Origin of the sequence: Chelatococcus sp. HY11 (assembly GCF_018398335.1) — a bacterium.
Taxonomy (GTDB): Bacteria; Pseudomonadota; Alphaproteobacteria; order Rhizobiales; family Beijerinckiaceae; genus Chelatococcus.
In genome coordinates, this window is sequence record NZ_JAHBRX010000001.1 from 3,579,712 (window position 1) to 3,600,290 (window position 20,579).

Sequence of the window (20,579 nt, forward strand, 5' to 3'; positions counted from 1 at the left end):
TCTCTATAAGTAGTTAATTTAATTAAATAATTTAGAGCGATGAAATGGTCGTCGGCCATTTCACGCCACATTCCTATTTGGACAATCTCGGACGCTGCAATCTGCCGGCGTCCGGTCCGCGAGATCGCGGCTCCCGAAATTCTTGAGACCTTGCGGCGCGTTGAAGTGCGTGGGCAGTGTGAAGCGCCCAGAGGCTGCGCTCCACCATCGGCCGCGTGTTCCGCTATGCCGTGGACCGTTAAGCGCGGATGAAGATGTGCCGTCCCCATCGGGTGCCGCTGCCTACACAACCATGTTGCACCTCTGCGCATGCGGGTGCGGGGCGCAGGGTCGTGACACCGCTCTCGCCGAACGATTGGAAATTTATCTGCAACGGAAGGAACGTTTCCGTAAGTCCCTCGATAGGAAGTTGGTCACTCCCCTGCCGTTCCCACTACGTCATCGAGCATGGCAGGATTCGATGGGCGGACGATTGGACTGACGAACAAGTGGAGCGTGGACGCAACGCTGACCTGCACCGCAAACGCTCGCCGGAATGACGGAGATGGGCGCGCGAAACTGACTAGGCAAATTTTGCTGCACGGGGGCTCCGCCGGACGGTCCGGTTATGGGGTGTTCCCGTTGAGCTGCCGTTCTGGGCCCTGCCTCAGTCAAAGTCTGCCAAGTCATCGACTTTGACTAAGGCCCGCAGCGTCATCACCTCGTGAAAGGAAGACTACAACCATACAGAGTAGCCTCGGAGCTCGGCAACATGCCACCGGCCGAGCTCGCTATGAAATCTACACCGGAAAACAAGCCGCGTGAGGTCAGAAATGGAACCCAGCACTCTCCCTTAAACCAGAGGAAGGTAGGGCCTCAAGTCAAATGATCTAGATCCAGCGGCAGCCAAGCTGCCCGCGCCCCCGAGGTCATCGGGCACGAGCACAACTGTCTTTCGATGCCCTCCCCAACGACGGCGTTACAGAATCCTGGATAATTCGGCAGTGATCCGTTTCGCCGTTTGACGCACCAGCCTGGCGCAGAGTTCGTGACGTCGCGCGTCGTGCCGGTATACGGGCATACTGACGCTTATCGCTCCGACTGGTTCCCGCTGACGATTGAAGATCGGGCTGCCGAGACAACGAATATCCGGCTCGTTCTCCTCGTCATCAAATGCAAACCCCTGCTCGCGCGTCCGCTTCAGTTCCGCGAGCAGCGCCTCCGGCGTCGTTAGCGTCATGGCGGTGTGGCGCTTTAACTCCAACCCTTTGATGACTTCCAGCAACCGCTCGTCCGGTAGGCCAGACAGCCACGCCTTGCCCACGGATGTGGAGTGAAGTTCAACCTGGCCGCCAATGCTCGTCTTCATCTGAACTGTGCTGGAGCCGACCAACTTGTCTATGTAGACCATCTGGTTGTTGCTGGGCACCGCAAGGTGCACGGCCTCATCCGTTGCGTCGCGGAGCGATACCAGAAAGTCCCTCGCGATCGTTCGCAGGTCGGAATCCTCCCAGGTCTTGGCAGCGAGCTGGAGAAGGCGCGGCCCAAGGCGAAACGTTCCGCTCTCCCCGGACTGCGTGATGAGGCCCTCGGCGATCAGCGCCGACACGAGTCGGTAGACCGTCCCGCGCGGGAAACGCGCACGCTTGGTCAGTTGGGCAATGTCCAGTGTCCCGGGGGAATCCGCGATGATCTGGAGCACCGTCATGAACTTTGAGAACGAAGCCGCTCCCTGCACGGGATTGGGAGCCCTGACATCTGCTTCGTCCTGGAGGTCACTCAGGCTCATGGCATAACTCCCTGCAAGCTTGACAACGGAACATGGCGGTACTACACGTTCGTGGGCAAACTGTCCATATTGTAGTCAGTATTCCGGAATTCCGGTTCTAGTCGTATGATCGGGGAGGGTCAACGACAAGCTCACCTGCACCGAAAGTGAACGCATCGGGCAGTCCGCCCTTCGGCGAGAGGGCGCGGGAATTGCTGCTGGGAGGATAAGCAATGACAAAAAAAGGGTACTGGGTTGCAATGGTCGATATTGCAGACCAAGAGGGCTACAAAGAATACATCGCCTTGAACAAGGCCGCTTTCGACAAATACGGCGCGACTTTTGTCGTTCGCGCCGGAAAACACCAGGTCATGGAAGGGCCGGACGCGAACCGTGTGGTTGTGATCGAGTTCAAGGACTACGAGACTGCCCTCGCCTGCTACAACTCCCCTGAGTATCGGAAGGCGATCGAGGCACGCGTCAAGTACGCCAAGGCACATCTGACTGTGGTGGAAGGCGTCTGACGCCGGAAGCAAGGCTTGAAACCTCCTGTCGTGGTGGTTGGAGGGAACGTCGCTTTTGCTCCTGCGCGCCGTTCGACCGGAGTAGCAGCACAGGGCTTGATCACACGACAGGGCGTTTCCGGCCCGACCGGCATGCTGGAGCGCCATGCTCGCCTTCTCCGTAGCCTCGTCAGAGTGCGGCGAGGACGTCGCTTGAGCGCACAACCTTCTGGGGGGAACTATGCCCGAACCGTTGCGGTGGCTTTTTAAGGTCTTTGACGTCCTCGTCGTCGTCGGCATGGCCGTCATCAGCCTCTTGATCTTTACAAATGTCGTGCTGCGCTACGGTTTCAGCTCAGGCATTCCGTTTGCTGTCGAAGTCTCCCGTGTAGTCCTCGTCTGGGTCATCTTTCTGGGATCCGTGGTGGCCCTGGCCAAGGGCGCGCATCTCGGCGTCGACTCATTGGTCGTCCGGTTGCCACGCAGGGCGCGATTCGTCTGCTTTCTTGCTTCATACGGCCTGATGCTTTGGTGCTGCTGGCTCCTGGCAAAGGGCAGCTGGTCGCTCACCCTCATCGAGTGGGGCAACGTCCAGGCACTGTCGGGAATTCCCGTCGGCGCCATCTACGCCGCGGGGCTCGCCGCCGCCATCCTGATGGCTCTGGTTCTCCTTATCGATCTGTGGCGCTCGCTGCGCGGCATCCTGCCGGCCCCTTGGTCGGGCGAACAACACGTTGAGCCGGTTCCGGTCGTGCCTGCGGCGCTCAAGACGGAGGGAGCACCGTGAGCGGATTGGTCTTCATCGCGTCTCTCCTCGGTGCGATGGGCATCGGGGTCCCCATCGCCTTCGCCCTGATGGTCTCCGGCATTGCGATGATGCTGCTGATGGGCAATCTGGATGCGCAGATCCTGGCACAGCGGCTGGTCAATGGCGCAGACAGCTATCCGCTGATGGCGATCCCGTTCTTTCTGATTGCTGGCGAGCTCATGAACGCAGGCGGCCTCTCCCGCCGGATCGTGAACGTGGCCTTGGCGCTCGTCGGTCATATACGTGGCGGCCTCGGTTACGTGGTCATCGGCACGGGCCTGGTGCTCGCCAGCGTCTCCGGGTCGGCGATCGCGGATACGGCGACGCTCGCCGTCATGCTGGTCCCCCTTATGCGGGATGCGGGCTATCACATGGGTCGAGCTTCCGGACTGATGGCGGCGACGGGCATTATCGCGCCTGTCATCCCGCCGTCCGTCGGGTTCATCCTCCTGGGCGTCACCGCGAATATCTCCATCGTCGGCCTGTTCTTTGCCGGAATCGTGCCAGGGCTTTTGATGGGGGTGAGCCTCATGATCGCCTGGTGGTTCCTCTCCAAAAAGGAAACGGCGTCGGTCCACCTGAAACTTCCGCGCAGGGACATCCCGAAAACAATCAGGACCGCCGGTTGGGCGCTGATGATGCCGGCGATCATCCTGGGCGGATTGCGGTTCGGCATCTTCACGCCCACGGAGGCCGGCGTCGTTGCCGCCTTCTATGCCCTGTTCGTGGGGGTGTTTATTTATCGAGAGCTGACACCGCGGCTACTCTATGACGCGCTGCTGGGCGCCGGGCGTCTGACGGCAGTGATCATGCTTTTGGTCGCGGCCTCCATGATCTCCGGCTTCATGCTGACGATCTCCAATATGCCCGCCCAGCTGGTCAGTCTCCTTCAGCCGTTCATGGACTCGCCGATCCTGCTGATGGGCATGATCGTCGTGGCCGTCTTCGTCGTCGGCACGGCGCTCGATTTCGCACCCTGCATCACAATTCTGGTGCCGATCCTCGTTCCAATCGTCAAGGCGGCGGGGATCGACCCGGTTTATTTCGGGGTCATCTTCATGATGGTCAACGCGGTCGGCCTTATCACGCCTCCTGTCGGAACCGTGCTCAACACTGTGTGTGGAATCAGCGGGGTTTCCATGGAGGCCGCTACCAAGGGGGCCATGCCCTACCTCCTGGCGCAGATGATACTCATTGTGCTGCTGGTTCTATTCCCGGCGCTGGTGACCGTGCCAGCCTCTTGGCTGCACTGAGCTCAAACCGTCGGCGTTCGACATGCGACAGCGGCTTCTTCACCCACGCGACACCGGGCCTCGACGAAGCCCGGCAGCGGAGCGCCTGGTGCGATAAGACATGCAACCGCCGGGCCAGGTGCAATGCGCGTGCTGGTCGGCGGGGGCGCTCGGTGAGGCGGCCTTGCCGCCCACATTCGTTAGCCAGACAAAGAAGTGTCCGGTTTTGGGGGAGGGCGACCGCGTTGGCATGCGTTGAGACTTCAGGGCTCACGCGGCCAGCGCGGCGTTCCTCGATCCGGGCGGCAGATTGAACAGCCGACCTGGAGATCCGCAATTCAATGGGCGCGAAACCGCGTCCATCGCCGCGGGCGGAAGGTTCGGTAGGTCCGGGAATGAGGATGGCAACCGCTCTCGGCAAGTGTGCCAGGGAACCTGGCACTCCCTGTGACATACGCCTGGGGCGTCAGAGCCCCCCGGACACCGTGATCAGCGTGCCTGTTATGAACCCGGAGCCAGGAGACGCAAGCCACAGGGCCGCGCGCGCGATGTCTTCGGGCTCTGCGATGCGCCCCATGGGGGTTGCCGCCGCGATCCTGGCGGGCCGCTCGGGGTTTCCGCCTTGGGTGTGTATCCGCGTGTTGGTGGTCCCGACACGTATGGCGTTCACGCGAATGCCCTCCGGTGCCAACTCTTTGCCCGCACCGAAGGTGATGGTTTCGACGGCTCCCTTGCTCGCGGCATAGTGGACGTATTCGTTGGGGCTACCGAGGTAGGCCGCAAGGGACGACATGTTCACGATCGTCCCGCCCTGTCCGCCCCGACGGGTCGACATGCGTTTCGCGGCCTCCTGGATACAATACATCACGCCGAATACGTTCACCCTGAAGGTTCTCTCCAGAGTGGCAGGCTGCAGATCCTCTATTCGGCTGGCATTGCCGATGATCCCCGCGTTGTTGATCACGCAGGTCACCCGTCCCAGCGCATCGTCGCATACGCTGAAGAGCGCCTGGATGTCCTCGATCTTCCCGACGTCTCCCTGCACCGCGATGGCGCGGGCGCCTGCGGCCTTGCAGTCTTCCGCGACTGTCGATGCAGCCGCGGTGTCGGAGAGATAGTTTATGCAGACATCGTAGCCGTCAGCGGCGAACAGCCGAGCCGTTTCGGCGCCGATGCCGTGGCTTGCGCCCGTTACGATTACAATCGGTCTCAAGGACTTGCCTCCCCGCTTCCTGTCTGAGGGCGTTCCGGCCTAGGTTTAATCGACATTCAGCGTTCTCAGCTGTCATGGCCGGGCTCGTCCCGGCCATCCCGATTTATGGAGGCGCCCTTCCTATCGGGATCACTGGAACTCGGCTGTTGCCGAGTTCCAGGCTAGTAGCCGAGATCGGATAAATCCGATCTTGGGACAAGCCCGGTGATGACGGTGCTATCTCTTGGGCATACTTGAATGTCGATTGCCCGTAGAGCAAGTCCGTCTGTTGCGGACTTGCTCCGCTCGAAAATTGACGAGCAAATTTACCGTCTTAGATAGTGTCGGACGATTCCATCTGAGACGGATGCGCGCTAGAAGACGGACTCAAGTATCGAGGCGTAGTCTTCCTTCGTCAGCGGGCGTGGGTTGGTGGGGTGGCTGTGATCTGCGAGGGCCCGCTCACATACCCAATCGATGACATGCCGGGGCACACCCAATTCGGACAATCTCGGCGTGATGCCCAGACGGCGGTTCAACTCGTCCAGCGCGTCTGCGAGTGTTATCTGTTCAAGTCCCGCCAGGCTCTCGAGGTAGCTTACTTTTTCAGCCGCGGCCTCGACTTTCACATTCCACCGGAGGACGGGCGGCATCAGGATGGCGTTGAGCGTCCCATGATGGAGTCGCGCCTCCTTCAGACCACCCAGGGCGTGGCTGAGTGCATGGACGGCCCCTAGCCCTTTCTGGAACGTCATGCCGCCTTCGAGGGCACCCATCATGAGATCGCTCCGCGCCTGCGCGTTCGAGCCATCGGCGTAGGCGACGGGCAATGCCTTCCAGATGCGTTTGAAGCCGTCGACGGCAATTGCCTCGGCAGGCGGATTGTAGCGGGGAGAAAGGTAGGTCTCGATGCAATGGGACAGCGCGTCGAGTCCTGTCGAGGCCGTCAATGCCGGAGGAAGCCCCATCGTCAACTCCGGGTCACAGACCGCCCTGCGAGGGATCAGATGGGGGCTGATGAACCCCAGCTTCCGGCCATCATTCAGCGTGATCAATGCGGCGCGCCCCACCTCGGATCCCGTACCCGCCGTTGTCGGGACAGCCACGAGCGGCGCGACCGCGCCTGTGATGCGCGCCACGCCGCCCAGGATCGCCGCATAGCGCTCAAGTTCGCCGTCGTGCGTGGCGAGCAGTGCAACACCCTTGGCGAGATCAATCGGAGAGCCCCCGCCAATCGCCACCACCCCGTCGCAACCGCTTTGTCTGTATAGCGCCAGACCGGCCGCAACAGCGCTCTCGGTCGGGTTGGAGGGGACGTCCAGGAAGGTCGGCGCGGTGCTCAGAAACGCGAAAGCACGGCGCTGAAGCAGGCCAGCGGCCCGGACCCCGGGATCGCTGATGACCAGCGGGTTCGACACTCCGAGTTCGCGCAAAATTTCCGCCAACGACTCGGCCGCCCCAAGCCCGAAACTAATGTTTGTAAGATAAGTTATAGTATTCACGCTGCGAGTATTCACGCTGCCGCTCTCCTCGATGTCCCCACCCCCAATGCACCGCCGCAGCCAACGGGTGGCACTCGGCACGTTTTGAGGAGCCATGCAGAATGTGACGCTCTCGTCACCTTGGTCCATATTGTGGACATATTGCCCAAACATTAATCGGAGCTCTGCAAATGTCAAGCGGCGCGTTTCGCGCGCCCGCTGCTATGGCCATTGACAAGGAGCGTTCCAATCTTACCATGGATATGGTCATATTGCCTATATTGTGGACAATCTGTTGATGGCTTTAGGGCTGCGCTGATCAGCTCGTGGGAATTCGCACCGGCAGTGACATGCCGAAGGGAGGAAAGCCATTGTCGAACCCCGCCGCTACCGTGCTGATACCAGGCTGGATGCACGAGCATGCACGGCACATGCTCGGCACGCAGTTCAACCTAGTCGAGACTCCCGACTGCGACATTCACGCCCGTCTGCCCCAGGAGGTACGGGCTTCAATTCGTGGGGTGGCCTGCCGTACCAGAATCGACAGTCAGTTCATTGACGCCCTTCCCAACCTGGAGATCATCGCCAGCTATGGCGTCGGATACGACGCAGTGGATGCTGCCTATGCGCGCAGCAAGAACATCATCGTGACCAACACCTCTGACGTCCTGAACGAGGAGGTCGCCGATCTCACAGTGGGGCTCCTTGTCAGCGTCGTGCGCGAGATACCAAAGGCGCAAGCCTTCGTCCGCGAAGGCCGCTGGAAGACGTCGGACTACCCGCTTAGCCGAAACACGCTGCGAAACCGGAGGATCGGTATTTACGGATTGGGTCGGATCGGGCGCTGCATCGCCCGGCGGATCGAAGCTTTCGGGCTTCCTGTCGCCTACTACAGCCGGCGCCCGGCTAACGAAGTCGCGTACGACTACTTTCCCTCGCTGCTCGAACTTGCGTATGCAGTCGACGTGCTCATCGCCATCGTTCCCGGAGACGCTTCGACCGCAAAGACCGTGAATGCCGACGTGCTGTCCGCCCTTGGACCGGAGGGCGTGTTCATCAATGTCGGCCGCGGAACTGTGGTGGACGAGGATGCATTGGTCGGCGCCCTCCGGACAGGAACCATTGCGGCGGCCGGTCTGGATGTCATCGCGGATGAGCCCAATGTCACGGATGACATGCTGGCGCTCGAGAATCTGACGATCCTTCCGCACATCGGATCCGCGTCGGTCGCGACGCGCACCGCGATGGCCGATCTCCTCGCGCGGAACTTGATCGCCTGGTTCCAAAGCGGAGCGGCGATTACGCCCGTGCCCTAGCCCCTACCGGCAGGCCAGGGTCCGCGCGCCTTCCACCGCCACGGCGGTCAAGGCGTCAACCCAACGCCAGCCATCTCGTCGCCGTACTCTGGAGCGTGGCGAGAAGCGTTGACAATCGGGAGTAGTCTGCCATCATATCATTTTGGACAATTCGCCCATAATGTGGACATTCTCGTCTGGTTTAAAGTAGGGCCACAATACACGTAATACCGGACTTGTTCGCGTCTGTAGACAATCCGCACATCCTAGTTGCGTGAACGATCCTTGGGAGGGGAACTCAATGAAACTCTTGCTTCTGACGGCGGCATTTGTCGGAGGCCTTCTGGCTGCTGCTCCGGCGATGGCCCAGAATGCCCGCCTTGGCTACGTGCCCACGGAAGACCATCCGGTGGGGCAGGCTTCGCGCCACTTTGCGAACCTGGTAAAAGAGAGGAGCGGCGGTCGCATCAAGATCGATACGTTCGGCAACGGCGTGCTCGGCAGCGAGCCCGAGATGCAGGCGTCGGTTCAAGCCGGCTTCATCGACATCATGGTCGGCCCGACGCCCAACCTGGTCGGCGTTGTTCCGCAGTTCATGATCTACGACCTTCCGTTCTTCTACAAGGACTTCGCCGCCGTGGATGCCGTGATGGACGGCGCGGTCGGTGAGCAGCTGTTCTCGCAGCTGAAGGAAAAGACCGGCATAGTTGGGCTGGCGTGGTGGGACAACGGCTTCCGTCACATGACCACCAAGGCCCGTCCCGTCAACAAGGTCGAGGATATGGCGGGGATCAACATCCGCGTCATACCCAACCCGTTGTTCATCGCGACCTGGAAGGCCCTGGGTACCAATCCGACACCGCTACCCTGGCCTGAGCTCTACAGCGCCCTCGAAAATGGCGCCGTCGATGCGCAGGAGACCCCGTACGCTCTGATCTACACCGCAAGGTTTTACGAGGTGCAGAAGCATCTGGCCAAGACGGGCCACGTCTACACGCCGTTTGTTCTTCTCGCGAGCAAGAAATGGTTCGAAAGCCTCTCGGACGCGGATAAGGCGATCGTCATGGACGCCGCGAAGGAATCGGCAGCCTTCCAGCGTGAAATTTCTCGCAAGTCTGCGGAGGATCTGGAGAAGGAACTCGTGGCAAAGGGGTTCAAGATTACCCAACCCACGCCCGAAGCCCTCGCAGCCATGCGCCAGCGCGTCGCGCCTGTCGTGAAAGAATACAGCGAGAAGATCGGCGCGAATGTGGTCGAGCAGGCACGAGCGGCGATGGCTGCAGTCGCCGGTCAGTAAAGAACATGCCTATGTCGGCGATGTGGTGCAGCCCCGCATCGCCGCTTCTCTAAATTCAATCGGATCACGAAACCTTGTCTGGCGTCCGCCACGTCGGCATACCGCGACGGGCAGGCCAAAGTCATCGGCGGAACGCACGACGGCTCTTGCTCGGTCCGAGCGGCGCTGAAGATCGTCACATGACCCTACGCATGCCCTTGCCCCACGAGGTCATCCAGTACCCAATCGAATGCCGGGATCGAGCTAGACCCACACCGCGAGCAACCGCGCCTCACCGTCGCCAGTTCTGGCAGCGGAGCGAGACGCACCGCGCATGGCCTTAAACTTCGCCGCCGATGATGCAGATCACGTCAGCGCTCCGCGCCGGCAGCGTAGTCCGCATTCGCTGCCAATGACAACATTTTACGGGAGCGCACCCGTGCCGCAGACAGAGCCCTCTCAGGATGTCGATCATTTGCTTTCATAGCAAACTACAATCGATACTACATTGTAACTTGGATTGTACTGGATCGCAATGGACCAAGCCGGATAGGTGATCGATACGATTATTTGTTATATTTACCTAATTTGAATGGTTGGGCTGAACTGGATCCGGATACGGCGGCCCCCCTCTCCGCGACCTTGGCTAAATTCGCCAATCCAGCGAACGATTGCCGCCGGTCGCCACCGTTTTCCTCCGCTTTCCCACCTCGCCGGTCGTAACGCCGCCCGAATGTTCCATCCGCCACTATTGACCGCGTAGGACGTTTGTCCTAAGAGTTTATAGGTCAAATGTCCTACGGCGTAGTTCACGGCTTTTGCCTTCCGCGCCATGATTGTGGAGGCAAGATATGGGCGCCAGCGAAACCCGCCGGCAGATCGTGGATGCCGCCGACCGGCTCTTCTACGAGCGTGGCTTCGAAGCGACGTCGTTTGCGGCTATCGCCAAGGACGTGGGCCTCTCGCGCGGCAATTTCTACTACCACTTCAAGACCAAGGACGAGATTCTCGACGCGGTGATCGCACAGCGCATGGCAAATACCCGCGCCATGCTGGAGGCCTGGGAGCAGGATGCTGCTCCCCCGACAGACTGCATCCGCAACTTTGTCCACATTCTCATCGCGAACCGGGCCAAGATCATGGCCCATGGCTGCCCGGTCGGCACGCTTTGCAGCGAGTTGGCGAAGCTGGATCACCTGGCGAAGGACGACGCGACCGGTCTGTTCACCCTGTTCCGCGACTGGCTCCGCCGGCAGTTCACCAGGCTCGGGCGCGAAGCGGATGCCGATGCGCTGGCCCTCCACGTTCTGATGGGCAGCCAGGGCGTCGCGGCGCTCGCCACCGCCTTCCGGGACGAAGAGTTTATCCGCCGCGAAGTCGCGGACATGGAGGCGTGGCTGCTCGCCCAGTGCCCGGTCGGTTCAACCCCCAATGTCCGCCAACCTGCCTGATGGAGAGACCATGTTCATCATCACCCTTCGCTTTGCTGACAAGACCAAAGCGCCCCTATTCATGGACGGGCACAACGCTTGGATCAAACGCGGCTTCGACGATGGCGTTTTCCTCCTAACCGGCAGCCTTCAGCCGAGCGCAGGCGGTGCGATCCTCGCGCACAATGCGTCTCCTGAAGAGATCGAGGCTCGTGTGCAGGATGACCCCTTCGTCGCCCAGGGGATCGTCAGCGCTGAAATCCTCCGCATCATACCGGGCCGTACCGACGAACGGCTCGCCTTTCTGAAAGGCTGAGTGATGAGCGCGACGATCTCTGGTCCGGACGCCCGCCCGCGTTGCCGCTGGTGCGCGGCCGCGCCCGAATTCCTCGCTTATCACGACACCGAATGGGGTTCTATCTCAATGGTGTGGCCAAGTAACCGCCGCGCAGATCGCGCTGAGCGCTTCGTGTTCGAGGCTCATCGTCGCAAAATCCCACGGATCATGCGAAGGACTGACCAGGACTCTCATGGTTAGGCTGCGCCTAGTTTTCTGGGCGGTCTGCCGGAAATCTGAAACGACCAGCTCGACGAGCGCTCGGGCTGGACCTCGTGAATATGCAGCCTGACCGCCTGCTACCCCTGCTGGTTCAGACCGAATGCCGGGTGATGGATCAACTCTCCGCGAGGCTCCGTGCCGTCGAACGGCAGAGCCTGAACCACTTCGGGGGACAGCCGGTCACGCCGAGGCCGGGGAATGCCCGGACGCCGAACCGGCCATAACAGGCGGGGTCACCCACCAGCGCCGCGCCCCGGCTGGTCGCCCGCAATCGGCGCAGGGCCTCTGCCATCAGGCCCTCACCGATACCTTGGCGATGCCTTGACGGCAAAACGACAAGCGGGCCGATCAGAGCCCAGCCGCCCTGCTTCCCGAGCCGCGCCGGCGAGACCGCCAGATAGCCGATTACTTCGCCGTCCTCCTCGGCAACAAGCGAGAGGGCAAGCGCGCGGTTGCCCGCAGCGCCTCCACGATGCCTGCCTCGGTTCCAATGGATCGCGCCAGCATCTGCATCGCTTCGGTGACAAGCCCGCTGATAGCCCGGATGTCAACGGCAGTCTCATCGCGGATCAGCATGTCATGGCTCCCTGAACGTCGCGTTGCATGTGGACGTGGGTGCCATCGTCTGGGACGTTTGCCGGTTAATAGTCTCAAAAGCACTAACGCCCCACAAACGCTCACATGATCATAGTCTCACCGAAGTTTAGTCAAAGCTTTCGCTGATCGCTGCAACGCCGCTTGTGAACGAAGCATCTCTTCATACGATTTGCTCTGGAACATGCATTCCCGCCGCGCATTCACTAAGGGTGACCCACTTCAAAATCTTAATTGAGGATCGCCGATGAAAGCGCTGACTTGGCACGGCAAGGGCGACATCCGCTGCGAGAGCGTGCCAGACCCGCAGATCGAGGATGGCCGAGACGCCATTATTCGCGTCACGTCCTGTGCCATTTGTGGATCCGACCTGCACATGTACGACGGCGTCATCCCGGGGATGCAGGCGGGCGACGTCGTCGGCCATGAGACTATGGGCGAAGTCGTCGAGGTGGGGGCGCGCAACAGCAAATTGAAGGTGGGTGACCGCGTGGTGGTGCCCTTCACTATTTCCTGTGGCGAATGCTTCTTCTGCAAGCGCGGCTATTTTTCAGGCTGTGAGCGCACCAATCCCGACCGGGAGAAGGCGGCGAAGCTCTGGGGCAATTCGCCCGCGGGCCTGTTCGGCTATTCGCATCTTCTGGGGGGATATGCCGGAGGGCAGGCCGAATATCTGCGCGTGCCCTATGCTGATGTCGGCCCGATCAAGGTGCCCGACACCCTCACTGACGATCAGGCGCTGTTCCTCTCCGACATCTTCCCGACCGGCTACATGGCGGCCGAATTTTGCGATATTCAGCCCGGCGATACGATAGCCATCTGGGGCTGTGGCCCTGTCGGACAGATGGCTATCCGCTCGGCCTTCCTGCTCGGTGCCGAACGGGTGATTGCGATAGACACGGTGCCGGAGCGCCTCGCGCTCGCCCGCGCCGGCGGTGCACTTACGCTCGATTTCATGGACGAAGACATCTACGACCGCATCATGGAACTGACCCATGGCCGCGGCGCGGACGCATGTATCGACGCCGTCGGGACGGAAGCGGAAGCGATGGCCAGCGTGGATTCGATGCTGGACAGAGTGAAGACCGCACTGTTCATGGGAACAGACCGCCCCCATGTCCTTCGCCAGGCGATTCATTGCTGTCGCAACTTCGGCACAGTGTCCGTTGTCGGCGTCTATGGCGGCTTTCTCGACAACGTGCCCATGGGTTCGGCCATCAATCGCGGCCTGAAATTCCGGATGGCCCAAACACCCGTACAACATTATCTGCCTGTGCTGCTCGAGCGTATCGAGAAGGGGGAGATCGATCCGTCCTTCGTCATCACGCATCACGCCTCGCTGGAAGAAGGCCCGGAGCTCTACAAGACCTTCCGCGACAAGCGTGACGGCTGCATCAAGGTCGTGCTCAAGCCCTGAGGAGAGAGCTAAATGTCAGATGGCAGTCGCCCGCTTGGTGGTCACGGGCGCGTCTACCGGAATAGGCTTTGCGCTTGCCCGCATTGCCGCCGCGCGCGGCTATGATTTAGTCATCGCGGCCAACGAGTCGCGCATAAAAGTGGCCGCGCAGGAATTGCGCGGGCTTGGCGCCCCCGTAGTGGCGGTCGAGGCTGCCCTCGCCCGGCTCGAGGGGGTCGACGCGCTCTATGAAGCCATCGCCACCTTGGGAATGACCCAATCGATCGCGCCAGCCTTAACCGCATCATCGCCGGCGCCCTTGCTGCGTGAGAACTCTGTGGGTGCCTGACGATCAACCTCTATCGCGGAAAAATGGATGAGGCGCTGGACACCGGTCTCTCCAGTTGCCGCGAGCGCTGCGGCGATATGCGAGCCGATGAGGCCGCGGCACCAATGATGAGGATGGGGCTTTTGGCATGATAAGCATTTGGGCACGGGCCCTCACTCGGCCAGTTCCCGCGTCAACCCGCAATGCAGTCTCAGCCACCCGAGGGAGCCTCGCCAAACTTGGCCATTGCAACCAACCCGGCCTCGCGGCTTGGATAGGGGCCGTGTATCGGCGTTTCCGCGTGATCGGTAACCCACCACCCCGCGGCCACTCCCTTCTCGGCGGCGTGTTCTTCGGACCATTCAGCAACGAGATAGTGCGGCTCTCGCGATCGCGAGATATCCACTCTTGGTGTCTTGTCCATCGCTCATTTCCTTCTGCTACTGTGAAAAAGTCGACGACTTGGCTATTCGTTCCCGGCGATATGTTTCCCGCGGGCGGGATAAGACCGGCTCGCTGTCACCCAGTCTCTGGCTCGGCAAGCCGCGATTGAGGGTCGCTCCGCCGAGGAATTCCGTGGGGTCTTTCCGCGTCGCTCCGGCGCATTGATTGGAGCGCAGGATCTTGCGTTTCGTGCTTGCCGAATATGATCCTCTCGGCGGCGCTGCCCAAGCACTTCCTTGCCCCCCTCCGCCCCCCTCCATGACGGAGGAGACGGCTGCGATCGGTAGCAATCCCCTCTTAGATGGCCATGATGGAAATGCCGCATGCGCCGTTGCTGCCGGAACCTGGACGGCGCCCCGCGTGGCGGCATAAGAATTCATGGGACAAAAAAAGGGCCGTCCAAAGGACGGCCCCTCAGTGCGAAATGTAGCGGATGATCAGCGCTGTCCACCTTTTCTGCCGGCCTCGGACGCCTTCTCAGGGTCCTTAGCGAAATTGCCGCCAGATTGCTGGCCGCCTTTCTTACCGGCTTCAGACGCACGCTCTGGATCGTTCTTGAAATTACCACCAGAGGCGTGACCGCCCTTGGCCGCGATTTCGCGCTGCTTGTCCTCGTCCATAGCGCCAAATCCGCGGTTCGATGTCTGATTTGCCATAATCTTTCTCCATCCTGTCGCATTCGACATAATAAAAACAGCAGTCGATACGAGATGTTCCTATTTTTTATTGTGTTAATAATGTGAATGATAAGAGCAAGCTAAGAGAGAGCATATATCAACAGGGCGGCGACGGCGAATACTGAGATGACTACGATGGAAATTTCCGCAGCAACGCTCCAGCCCCGCTCTATATTGCTGGTTCCAGATGGACCTCGTATCCGCTCCCGCGTGTCGTGCGGCGAACGGTCGCCCGGGCGTGTGAACTCGGCTTCCCCCGCCAGCTTCAGCTCCGCCTCTGTAGGTGGTGTACCGGCTGCCTCATCGTCGGTGCCAAGCGGCGCCGCTGCCGGATCGGGGAAGTCGACCTTGTCCTTGGCGTGCCCTCTGTCGATTCCTTCCTTCAATTGGGCGGACGTCTTCATCTGGCCTCCCCTTTCAATGATCGCGAGGCTCAATACCTCTCGCAGGGCTGCATCACCTTGTGGCGATGGGGGTTGCTGGATTGCTGCGCAGGGTTATGAGCGCCCGACCTTCGGCGCAGCTTTTGCGTCAGCCAGGCTCAATGTGTGGGAACAATGAATCATGGTTGCCCTCAATGCTTGGCCACGATGCCGGGGGATTCTTCCCGCCGCAGGTAGGTCAGAGTGAGGTGGTTGAAGTTGTTGCGGGCCCACTCCGCCATCGCTTCCTCCTCCTGCAGGATGCGTGTGCAGACTTCAGCTGTGCGACTGTCACCCACCGCCTCCGCCGCGGCGATAAGGACTTCATAGGCGGCGATTTCCATGTGCTCGAACGTATAGCTCGCCATCGCGCCCTTGATGATCTCGTCACCCACGAAGACCCCGCTCAGGCCTTGTCCCATGGCCACGAATTTGGCGGCCAGGTCCTTGAGAGACGACGTGTCGCCCCCACGGCGCTCGATGCATTCATTCAGGAGCTGAGCCTGGATCCGGGTCTCTTCCAGATGGGCATCGATCCGGGCTTTGACCTCGGGGTAGTTTTCAATACGGCTGGCAAGTCCGCTCAGCATCGTCTCGGCTTGTTGCTCCATAGCATGCGCGTCGCGCAACCACTCCATGAGGCGTTCTTCGGCTGTAGCCATCGTTTCTGCTCCGCGTGTTGTGGGGTCTACCCCAACCAGCAGCGGATGTCGGAGTTCCAAGCGAGTGAGGTCTTCCGGACAACCGAGCGCAACCGTACCAATCGGAGCGCCGGCTCGCTCCCGAGCATGCGAACGTGATCCGTCCCAAGCAAGTCTCGCCCGCAGGATCGCGACGACGAACCACCCTGAGGGGCCAGCTCTTGATCGGGGGGAACATCGGCCTGTGCCGCTGGTTTAAAAAGCATTCCAGCATTAGGAGACGTCCGATGGCCAAAGAGCAGAATCTCGAAACGCTTTTCCACGAGACTCTGAAAGACATTCTTTATGCCGAGAAGCAGATCTTAAAGGCTCTGCCCAAGATGGCACGCAACGCGGATTCTGAACAACTGAAGCAGGCGTTTCTTGCTCATCGGGAGGAAACCGATACGCATGTCGAGAGGTTGCAGCAGATTTTCGAGATGCTCGATAAGCCCGCCCGTGGCAAAACATGTGATGCCATTCTCGGCATTGTCGAGGAGGGCAAGGAGGTTATGGAGGAGTTCTCCGGTTCGCCAGCCTTGGATGCTGGCCTCACGGCTTCCGCGCAGGCGGTCGAACATTACGAAATCGCGCGCTATGGCACGCTCAAGACTTGGGCGACCCAGCTCGGCATGAAGGACGCGGCCAAGCTTCTGGATCAGACACTCCAGGAAGAGATCAAGACCGACAAGCTCCTCACCCAGCTTGCCGAGCAAGCTGTGAATGCCAAGGCCGCCTGAGGGCGCAACGCGCTATGGCCGGCCAAGGTCTCATCCACGGCCCTCTCGGTGATAACTGGGTGCATCTGTGCGTCGACATGCAACGCATCTTTGGGCCCGGTTTTCCGTGGGCGGTACCGTGGATGGACCGCGTCCTTCCTCGCATTGAGACCCTGTGCGACCGGTACGCCGATCGCACCATCTTCACGCGCTTCATCCCTGCGCGAAAGTCTGGCGAAGGTCGCGGGACCTGGGCGCGCTACTACCGCCGTTGGGCGGACGTGACGCTCGAGAGCATCGGTGCTGACGCCGTGCGGCTCGTTCCCGAGCTTGAGCGCTTTGTCCCGCCGGCTCGCGTCCTCGACAAGAACGTCTACTCGCCCTGGACCGAGGGACATCTTCCCGCCTTGCTTCGCGATGTCGAGACCCTTGTGCTCACAGGCGGCGAAACGGACGTGTGCGTGCTCGCGACAGCGTTGGGAGGGATTGATCATGGGTACCGCATTGTTCTTATCGCTGACGCGCTCTGCAGTTCCTCGGATGCAACCCATGATGCGCTGATGGAATTGTATCTCACAAGGTTCAGCGAACAGGTCGAGGTAGCGACACTCGCCGAAATTATCGACGTTTTGCGGTAACTGGATACGCCTATGTTACGCATCTTCTTCCGCGACAATGGACTGACGCTTGTGCTGACGGCCATGTTCGTGCTTTCCGTCGCGGGCATGATCTTCGCGGGGCAAGCAGCATATAATAAAGACCTCGCGGATCATGGCGCGGCTACGGTCGGGCTTATGCGCTATCTCCAATCAGGAAATTTCCTTTCAGCCCTCTTCGAGAACTGGGAAAGCGAATTTCTGCAGATGGCGGCCTATGTCGTTTTGACGGCGATGCTGTTTCAGCGCGGATCAGCCGAGTCACGCGATCCAGACGATCCCGACAGGCCAAATGATCGTTGGGACCGGCGTGGCTGGTCGCCGATTGCGGCTTGGATCTATGAGCGCTCGCTGGGCCTGGCGCTGGCATTGCTTTTCGGAGCGTCCTTTGTTCTCCACTGGTGGTTCAGTATGATAGCCGCCAATGAGGAGGCGGCCCGCCATGCCGGGCCGGCAAGCTCGCTATTTGAGCATTTCTGGGATTCCCAATTGTGGTTCGAATCCTTCCAGAACTGGCAATCCGAGTTCCTATCGACGGCGCTTCTGGTTGTGCTCTCGATTTTCTTGCGCCACCGCCACTCGCCGGAATCAAAGCCTGTGGGTGCCACCAATTCCGAAACCGGAGCTTGAGGCCTCCACGGAATTTCGGAGGGTGGAGGACACGTCCGCCAATCTTTCGATAGGTCGGCTAACTTTAGCCATTCCGTCATAGCTTTATTGAGGAGGGTTATGGCGGGATAGCGTGGATGTCGTTTTCCGTTTCGGTTTCATCACTTGCCGCCCCGCAAATATTGTCCAGGCAGCCGTCTTTTCAAAGGCTCAGAAGCCTCATTGTCTAAGCCTGAATTTCGGCCAGACAGATTTTGTTGGCCTTCCATTCCATAAGCCGCGCGGCCATAGTTTGGCCTGCCGCCTGGTCCGCCAAGCCGCGCCTGATCGACGATGGCCACATCCTCGTCGGTTTTTGGCCAGTCATGGCCTTGACCAGTCGTGGCCTTGATCTGCCCATTGCCGGATCCGGCCTCGACTAGAAGTCTGCCCGCGAACGCGGACGCATGATTTTGGCAGCTACCCTTTGCAGCGAGCTTGCGTCGATCCCCAGCTCGCTCAATCCAAGCTCTTGGAGTTCAGCGCCGGGAGGTGCCTGATAAGGTTCGGGCGATTCCCGCTGTCGCGTGTTCCCTTCACGATCCTTGTTGAGACGTCATGTCCTTTTCAGATTCCGTTTATCGTCCCTTCGAGACGCTCGTTCAGCCCCTCGACATTCCCGTGACGCCGCTGCCCTCCAGCGGTCCGCTCTCGCTGCTCGGGCACTTCGCGTCCATGTTCCGGGGCGTGCTGGTCACCGTCGCCCTCCTCATGATCGCCGTGGAGGGCATCAATCTCGCAACCATCTGGACTATCTCCTTCGTCGTGGACGGCGTGACAGCCAGCGGCGCGCGGGTTTTCCTGGGAGAGGAGTGGCCGACGCTGGTCCTCCTTGGCGTCTTGATCTTTCCAGTCTTGCCCTTGCTGATCTTCCTCGGAAACGCGCTGAACTCGCAGGCCGTCGCGGTGTGCATGCCGGCCGCCATTCAGTGGCAGGGCCATAAGGCGGTGGAACGTCAGGATCTCGCCTTCTTCCAGGACCTGTTCGCCGGACAGGTCGCGGCGCGCATCTCCCAGGTCGCCTCGGCGGTGCAGCAGCAGATCGTGGTGGCCTTCTACCAGATCCCGCTCTTCTTGGTGCAATTCGTGGGCTCACTGGCTCTGCTCGGCGCGCTGTGCTGGCCGCTGGCGCTACCGGTTTTCGTCTGGATCGTCGCCAATGTTGTCCTCGCCGTCGTGGCCGTGCCCCATTTTTCCGAGCGTTCGCGCCGGACGGCCCGGGCGCGCGGCCTCATCTTCGGCGCGATGACCGACGTCTACAGCAATATCCAGATGGTGAAGCTCTTCGCGGCGGAAGACAGCGAAGCGGGCGCGATGCGGACGTTCATGGCGAACGCCATCGAGACCCAGCAGCGCGAGAGGCGGATCCATCTGACTTCGGATACGACGGTCATTCTGCTCAACACTTTGCTTGTGATCGCCAATTTCGCGATCGGTTTCTGGGGGCTTGCCGCCGGCTTCGTCACGATTGGCCAATTCGTCGCATCGATCGCCATCGTGCAGCGCCTCAGCGCCAATTCCCGCGCCTTTCTCCAGATGGGGCAGCAGATCTTCCAGGCGGTGGGCACGATCCGCGACGCCATGCCCGTGATGACGACCCCACCCACCATCATCGACGCGCCCGATGCCCAACCGCTCAGGGTGGAAGCGGGCCGGGTCGAATTCAAACATGTCCATTTCGCTTATCGGGAGGGACAGGCCGTCATCGAAGATCTCTCGCTCACGGTCCGCGCCGGCGAGAGGGTCGGACTGGTCGGCCTCTCGGGCGCGGGCAAATCGACGCTTGTCAGCCTGCTGTTGCGGTTCTTCGAACTCAAGGATGGCTCGATCAGGATCGACGGGCAGGACATCCGCTCCATAACCCAGGCAAGCCTCAGGGAGAGCATCGGCGTCGTGACGCAGGACGTCTCGCTGCTGCATCGCTCCGTGGGTGACAATATTCGCTACGGGCGCCCCGATGCATCACCGTCGGAAATCAGGCAAGCTGCCGTGCTCGCCGAAGCCGACGGATTCATCACGGCCTTGAAGGATGGGGAAGGGCGCACCGGCTACGACGCCTTCGTCGGAGACCGGGGCGTCAAGCTTTCGGGCGGGCAGCGTCAGCGGGTGGCGATTGCCCGCGTGCTGCTCAAGGATGCGCCCATCCTCGTTCTGGATGAGGCGACCTCGGCGCTCGACAGTGAATCCGAGGCGGCGGTTCAGGACAAGCTCGCCCTCCTGATGCAAGGCAAGACGGTTATCGCCATAGCTCACCGACTGTCGACCATCGCCAGCATGGATCGCATCATTGTCATCGACCGCGGACGCATCGTCGAGGAAGGCACACCACAGGCGCTGCTTGAGCGCGACGGTCTTTATGCCCGCCTCTGGAAACGACAGACCGGCGGCTACATCGCCGACACCGTCGAGGCGACGTGAACGTGTTCCCAGTCCGCCTTGCGGGGAAACGGTCTCGCGGTTGCCGGTCTCCTCGCAAGTCGTGCCGCTGATCG

23 protein-coding genes and 2 pseudogenes are annotated in these 20,579 nt (G+C 60.7%); 15 read left to right on the forward strand and 10 right to left on the reverse strand.

All coding sequences use genetic code 11. The features are described 5' to 3' along the window. Positions 1-254: 254 nt before the first annotated feature. Positions 255-539, forward strand: coding sequence for a ubiquitination-like system serine protease family protein (locus KIO74_RS32660; protein ID WP_502762115.1), 285 nt, complete (start codon positions 255-257; stop codon positions 537-539). 419 nt (positions 540-958) lie between these two features. Here KIO74_RS32660 and KIO74_RS16355 read toward each other — a convergent pair whose 3' ends face one another. Beyond that, positions 959-1,768, reverse strand: coding sequence for an IclR family transcriptional regulator (locus KIO74_RS16355; protein WP_213332867.1), 810 nt, complete (start codon positions 1,766-1,768; stop codon positions 959-961). Between the two features lie 212 nt (positions 1,769-1,980). Here KIO74_RS16355 and KIO74_RS16360 point away from each other — a divergent pair, with 212 nt between their 5' ends. The 3 genes from KIO74_RS16360 (at position 1,981) to KIO74_RS16370 (ending at position 4,311) form a co-directional block, all read left to right on the forward strand. Beyond that, positions 1,981-2,271 carry a DUF1330 domain-containing protein gene (locus KIO74_RS16360; RefSeq protein ID WP_213332868.1) on the forward strand — a complete coding sequence of 97 codons (291 nt, stop codon included), beginning with the start codon at positions 1,981-1,983 and terminating at the stop codon, positions 2,269-2,271. 220 nt (positions 2,272-2,491) lie between these two features. After that, positions 2,492-3,037 carry a TRAP transporter small permease gene (locus tag KIO74_RS16365; protein WP_213332869.1) on the forward strand — a complete coding sequence of 182 codons (546 nt, stop codon included), beginning with the start codon at positions 2,492-2,494 and terminating at the stop codon, positions 3,035-3,037. After that, positions 3,034-4,311 (forward strand): TRAP transporter large permease, encoded by a 1,278-nt coding sequence (locus tag KIO74_RS16370; RefSeq protein WP_213332870.1) that lies wholly within the window; start codon positions 3,034-3,036, stop codon positions 4,309-4,311. Before KIO74_RS16365 ends, KIO74_RS16370 begins: the two co-directional genes overlap by 4 nt. 445 nt (positions 4,312-4,756) lie before the next feature. On the opposite strand, the gene KIO74_RS16375 is transcribed toward KIO74_RS16370, so the two are convergent. Both KIO74_RS16375 and gbd read right to left on the reverse strand, forming a co-directional pair. Next, a complete protein-coding gene (locus KIO74_RS16375; RefSeq protein WP_213332871.1) occupies positions 4,757-5,503 on the reverse strand; it encodes an SDR family oxidoreductase in 747 nt (248 codons plus the stop codon). 353 nt (positions 5,504-5,856) lie between these two features. After that, entirely contained in the window at positions 5,857-6,984 is a 1,128-nt protein-coding gene (gene gbd / locus KIO74_RS16380) for a 4-hydroxybutyrate dehydrogenase (RefSeq protein WP_213335572.1), read from the reverse strand. Between the two features lie 350 nt (positions 6,985-7,334). On the opposite strand from gbd, the gene KIO74_RS16385 reads away from it, so the two are divergent. The 5 genes and pseudogenes from KIO74_RS16385 to KIO74_RS31825 all read left to right on the forward strand — a co-directional run. Next, entirely contained in the window at positions 7,335-8,279 is a 945-nt protein-coding gene (locus KIO74_RS16385) for a 2-hydroxyacid dehydrogenase (RefSeq protein WP_502762070.1), read from the forward strand. Positions 8,280-8,559: 280 nt separating this feature from the next. Then, positions 8,560-9,555 (forward strand): TRAP transporter substrate-binding protein, encoded by a 996-nt coding sequence (locus KIO74_RS16390; RefSeq protein WP_213332872.1) that lies wholly within the window; start codon positions 8,560-8,562, stop codon positions 9,553-9,555. Between the two features lie 830 nt (positions 9,556-10,385). Further along, positions 10,386-10,985 (forward strand): TetR/AcrR family transcriptional regulator, encoded by a 600-nt coding sequence (locus tag KIO74_RS16395; RefSeq protein WP_213332873.1) that lies wholly within the window; start codon positions 10,386-10,388, stop codon positions 10,983-10,985. A gap of 10 nt (positions 10,986-10,995) precedes the next feature. After that, complete coding sequence (locus KIO74_RS16400; protein WP_213332874.1) at positions 10,996-11,280, forward strand: YciI family protein; 285 nt, start codon at positions 10,996-10,998, stop codon at positions 11,278-11,280. 3 nt (positions 11,281-11,283) lie between these two features. After that, positions 11,284-11,379 (forward strand): annotated as a pseudogene (locus KIO74_RS31825) (DNA-3-methyladenine glycosylase I); the annotation flags it as partial. Between the two features lie 259 nt (positions 11,380-11,638). On the opposite strand, the gene KIO74_RS31830 reads toward KIO74_RS31825, so the two are convergent. The 3 genes and pseudogenes from KIO74_RS31830 to KIO74_RS31840 all read right to left on the reverse strand — a co-directional run bounded on the left by KIO74_RS31830 (position 11,639) and on the right by KIO74_RS31840 (position 12,099). After that, positions 11,639-11,815, reverse strand: coding sequence for a hypothetical protein (locus KIO74_RS31830; RefSeq protein ID WP_249731020.1), 177 nt, complete (start codon positions 11,813-11,815; stop codon positions 11,639-11,641). Between the two features lie 15 nt (positions 11,816-11,830). Beyond that, positions 11,831-11,929 (reverse strand): annotated as a pseudogene (locus tag KIO74_RS31835) (GNAT family N-acetyltransferase); the annotation flags it as partial. Next, positions 11,929-12,099 (reverse strand): hypothetical protein, encoded by a 171-nt coding sequence (locus tag KIO74_RS31840; protein WP_249731021.1) that lies wholly within the window; start codon positions 12,097-12,099, stop codon positions 11,929-11,931. The pseudogene KIO74_RS31835 and the gene KIO74_RS31840, both read right to left, overlap by 1 nt. 265 nt (positions 12,100-12,364) lie before the next feature. On the opposite strand from KIO74_RS31840, the gene KIO74_RS16410 reads away from it, so the two are divergent. Then, a complete protein-coding gene (locus KIO74_RS16410; RefSeq protein ID WP_213332875.1) occupies positions 12,365-13,534 on the forward strand; it encodes a zinc-dependent alcohol dehydrogenase in 1,170 nt (389 codons plus the stop codon). A gap of 19 nt (positions 13,535-13,553) precedes the next feature. Beyond that, entirely contained in the window at positions 13,554-13,862 is a 309-nt protein-coding gene (locus KIO74_RS16415) for an SDR family NAD(P)-dependent oxidoreductase (protein WP_213332876.1), read from the forward strand. A 190-nt stretch (positions 13,863-14,052) separates the two neighbouring features. Here the strand turns inward: KIO74_RS16415 and KIO74_RS16420 are convergent, their stop codons facing one another. The 4 genes from KIO74_RS16420 to KIO74_RS16435 all read right to left on the reverse strand — a co-directional run bounded on the left by KIO74_RS16420 (position 14,053) and on the right by KIO74_RS16435 (position 16,046). After that, positions 14,053-14,265: a hypothetical protein gene (locus tag KIO74_RS16420; RefSeq protein WP_213332877.1), complete on the reverse strand. Its 213-nt coding sequence runs from the start codon at positions 14,263-14,265 to the stop codon at positions 14,053-14,055. 457 nt (positions 14,266-14,722) lie between these two features. After that, the gene (locus KIO74_RS32490; protein ID WP_349629203.1) at positions 14,723-14,971 is read right to left on the reverse strand and encodes a con-10 family general stress protein; all 249 of its coding nucleotides are present in this window, start codon (positions 14,969-14,971) and stop codon (positions 14,723-14,725) included. Positions 14,972-15,042: 71 nt separating this feature from the next. Then, positions 15,043-15,366: a hypothetical protein gene (locus tag KIO74_RS16430; RefSeq protein ID WP_213332879.1), complete on the reverse strand. Its 324-nt coding sequence runs from the start codon at positions 15,364-15,366 to the stop codon at positions 15,043-15,045. Between the two features lie 170 nt (positions 15,367-15,536). After that, on the reverse strand, positions 15,537-16,046 hold the full coding sequence (locus KIO74_RS16435) for a ferritin-like domain-containing protein (protein ID WP_213332880.1): 510 nt from the start codon (positions 16,044-16,046) through the stop codon (positions 15,537-15,539). 266 nt (positions 16,047-16,312) lie between these two features. Here KIO74_RS16435 and KIO74_RS16440 point away from each other — a divergent pair, with 266 nt between their 5' ends. From KIO74_RS16440 to KIO74_RS16455, 4 genes are all read left to right on the forward strand, one after another. Next, positions 16,313-16,804 (forward strand): YciE/YciF ferroxidase family protein, encoded by a 492-nt coding sequence (locus KIO74_RS16440; RefSeq protein WP_213335578.1) that lies wholly within the window; start codon positions 16,313-16,315, stop codon positions 16,802-16,804. A gap of 14 nt (positions 16,805-16,818) precedes the next feature. After that, positions 16,819-17,421 carry a cysteine hydrolase family protein gene (locus KIO74_RS16445; RefSeq protein WP_213332881.1) on the forward strand — a complete coding sequence of 201 codons (603 nt, stop codon included), beginning with the start codon at positions 16,819-16,821 and terminating at the stop codon, positions 17,419-17,421. A 12-nt stretch (positions 17,422-17,433) separates the two neighbouring features. Next, on the forward strand, positions 17,434-18,069 hold the full coding sequence (locus KIO74_RS16450; protein ID WP_213332882.1) for a DUF6766 family protein: 636 nt from the start codon (positions 17,434-17,436) through the stop codon (positions 18,067-18,069). A gap of 576 nt (positions 18,070-18,645) precedes the next feature. Further along, on the forward strand, positions 18,646-20,505 hold the full coding sequence (locus KIO74_RS16455; protein WP_213332883.1) for an ABC transporter ATP-binding protein: 1,860 nt from the start codon (positions 18,646-18,648) through the stop codon (positions 20,503-20,505). Positions 20,506-20,579: the final 74 nt, after the last annotated feature.

Bases quoted from the DNA above. Each gene is read 5' to 3' on its own strand.
- KIO74_RS16455 (WP_213332883.1), top strand. From the start codon at position 18,646: ATGTCCTTTTCAGATTCCGTTTATCGTCCCTTCGAGACGCTCGTTCAG.
- KIO74_RS16440 (WP_213335578.1), top strand. From the start codon at position 16,313: ATGGCCAAAGAGCAGAATCTCGAAACGCTTTTCCACGAGACTCTGAAA.
- KIO74_RS16415 (WP_213332876.1), top strand. From the start codon at position 13,554: ATGGCAGTCGCCCGCTTGGTGGTCACGGGCGCGTCTACCGGAATAGGC.
- KIO74_RS16410 (WP_213332875.1), top strand. From the start codon at position 12,365: ATGAAAGCGCTGACTTGGCACGGCAAGGGCGACATCCGCTGCGAGAGC.
- KIO74_RS16365 (WP_213332869.1), top strand. From the start codon at position 2,492: ATGCCCGAACCGTTGCGGTGGCTTTTTAAGGTCTTTGACGTCCTCGTC.
- KIO74_RS32490 (WP_349629203.1), bottom strand. From the start codon at position 14,971: ATGTCGAATGCGACAGGATGGAGAAAGATTATGGCAAATCAGACATCG.
- KIO74_RS31840 (WP_249731021.1), bottom strand. From the start codon at position 12,099: ATGCTGATCCGCGATGAGACTGCCGTTGACATCCGGGCTATCAGCGGG.
- KIO74_RS16430 (WP_213332879.1), bottom strand. From the start codon at position 15,366: ATGAAGACGTCCGCCCAATTGAAGGAAGGAATCGACAGAGGGCACGCC.
- KIO74_RS16450 (WP_213332882.1), top strand. From the start codon at position 17,434: ATGTTACGCATCTTCTTCCGCGACAATGGACTGACGCTTGTGCTGACG.
- KIO74_RS16355 (WP_213332867.1), bottom strand. From the start codon at position 1,768: ATGAGCCTGAGTGACCTCCAGGACGAAGCAGATGTCAGGGCTCCCAAT.
- KIO74_RS16390 (WP_213332872.1), top strand. From the start codon at position 8,560: ATGAAACTCTTGCTTCTGACGGCGGCATTTGTCGGAGGCCTTCTGGCT.
- KIO74_RS16435 (WP_213332880.1), bottom strand. From the start codon at position 16,046: ATGGCTACAGCCGAAGAACGCCTCATGGAGTGGTTGCGCGACGCGCAT.
- KIO74_RS16395 (WP_213332873.1), top strand. From the start codon at position 10,386: ATGGGCGCCAGCGAAACCCGCCGGCAGATCGTGGATGCCGCCGACCGG.
- KIO74_RS16400 (WP_213332874.1), top strand. From the start codon at position 10,996: ATGTTCATCATCACCCTTCGCTTTGCTGACAAGACCAAAGCGCCCCTA.
- KIO74_RS16420 (WP_213332877.1), bottom strand. From the start codon at position 14,265: ATGGACAAGACACCAAGAGTGGATATCTCGCGATCGCGAGAGCCGCAC.
- KIO74_RS32660 (WP_502762115.1), top strand. From the start codon at position 255: ATGTGCCGTCCCCATCGGGTGCCGCTGCCTACACAACCATGTTGCACC.
- KIO74_RS16445 (WP_213332881.1), top strand. From the start codon at position 16,819: ATGGCCGGCCAAGGTCTCATCCACGGCCCTCTCGGTGATAACTGGGTG.
- KIO74_RS16360 (WP_213332868.1), top strand. From the start codon at position 1,981: ATGACAAAAAAAGGGTACTGGGTTGCAATGGTCGATATTGCAGACCAA.
- KIO74_RS31830 (WP_249731020.1), bottom strand. From the start codon at position 11,815: ATGGCAGAGGCCCTGCGCCGATTGCGGGCGACCAGCCGGGGCGCGGCG.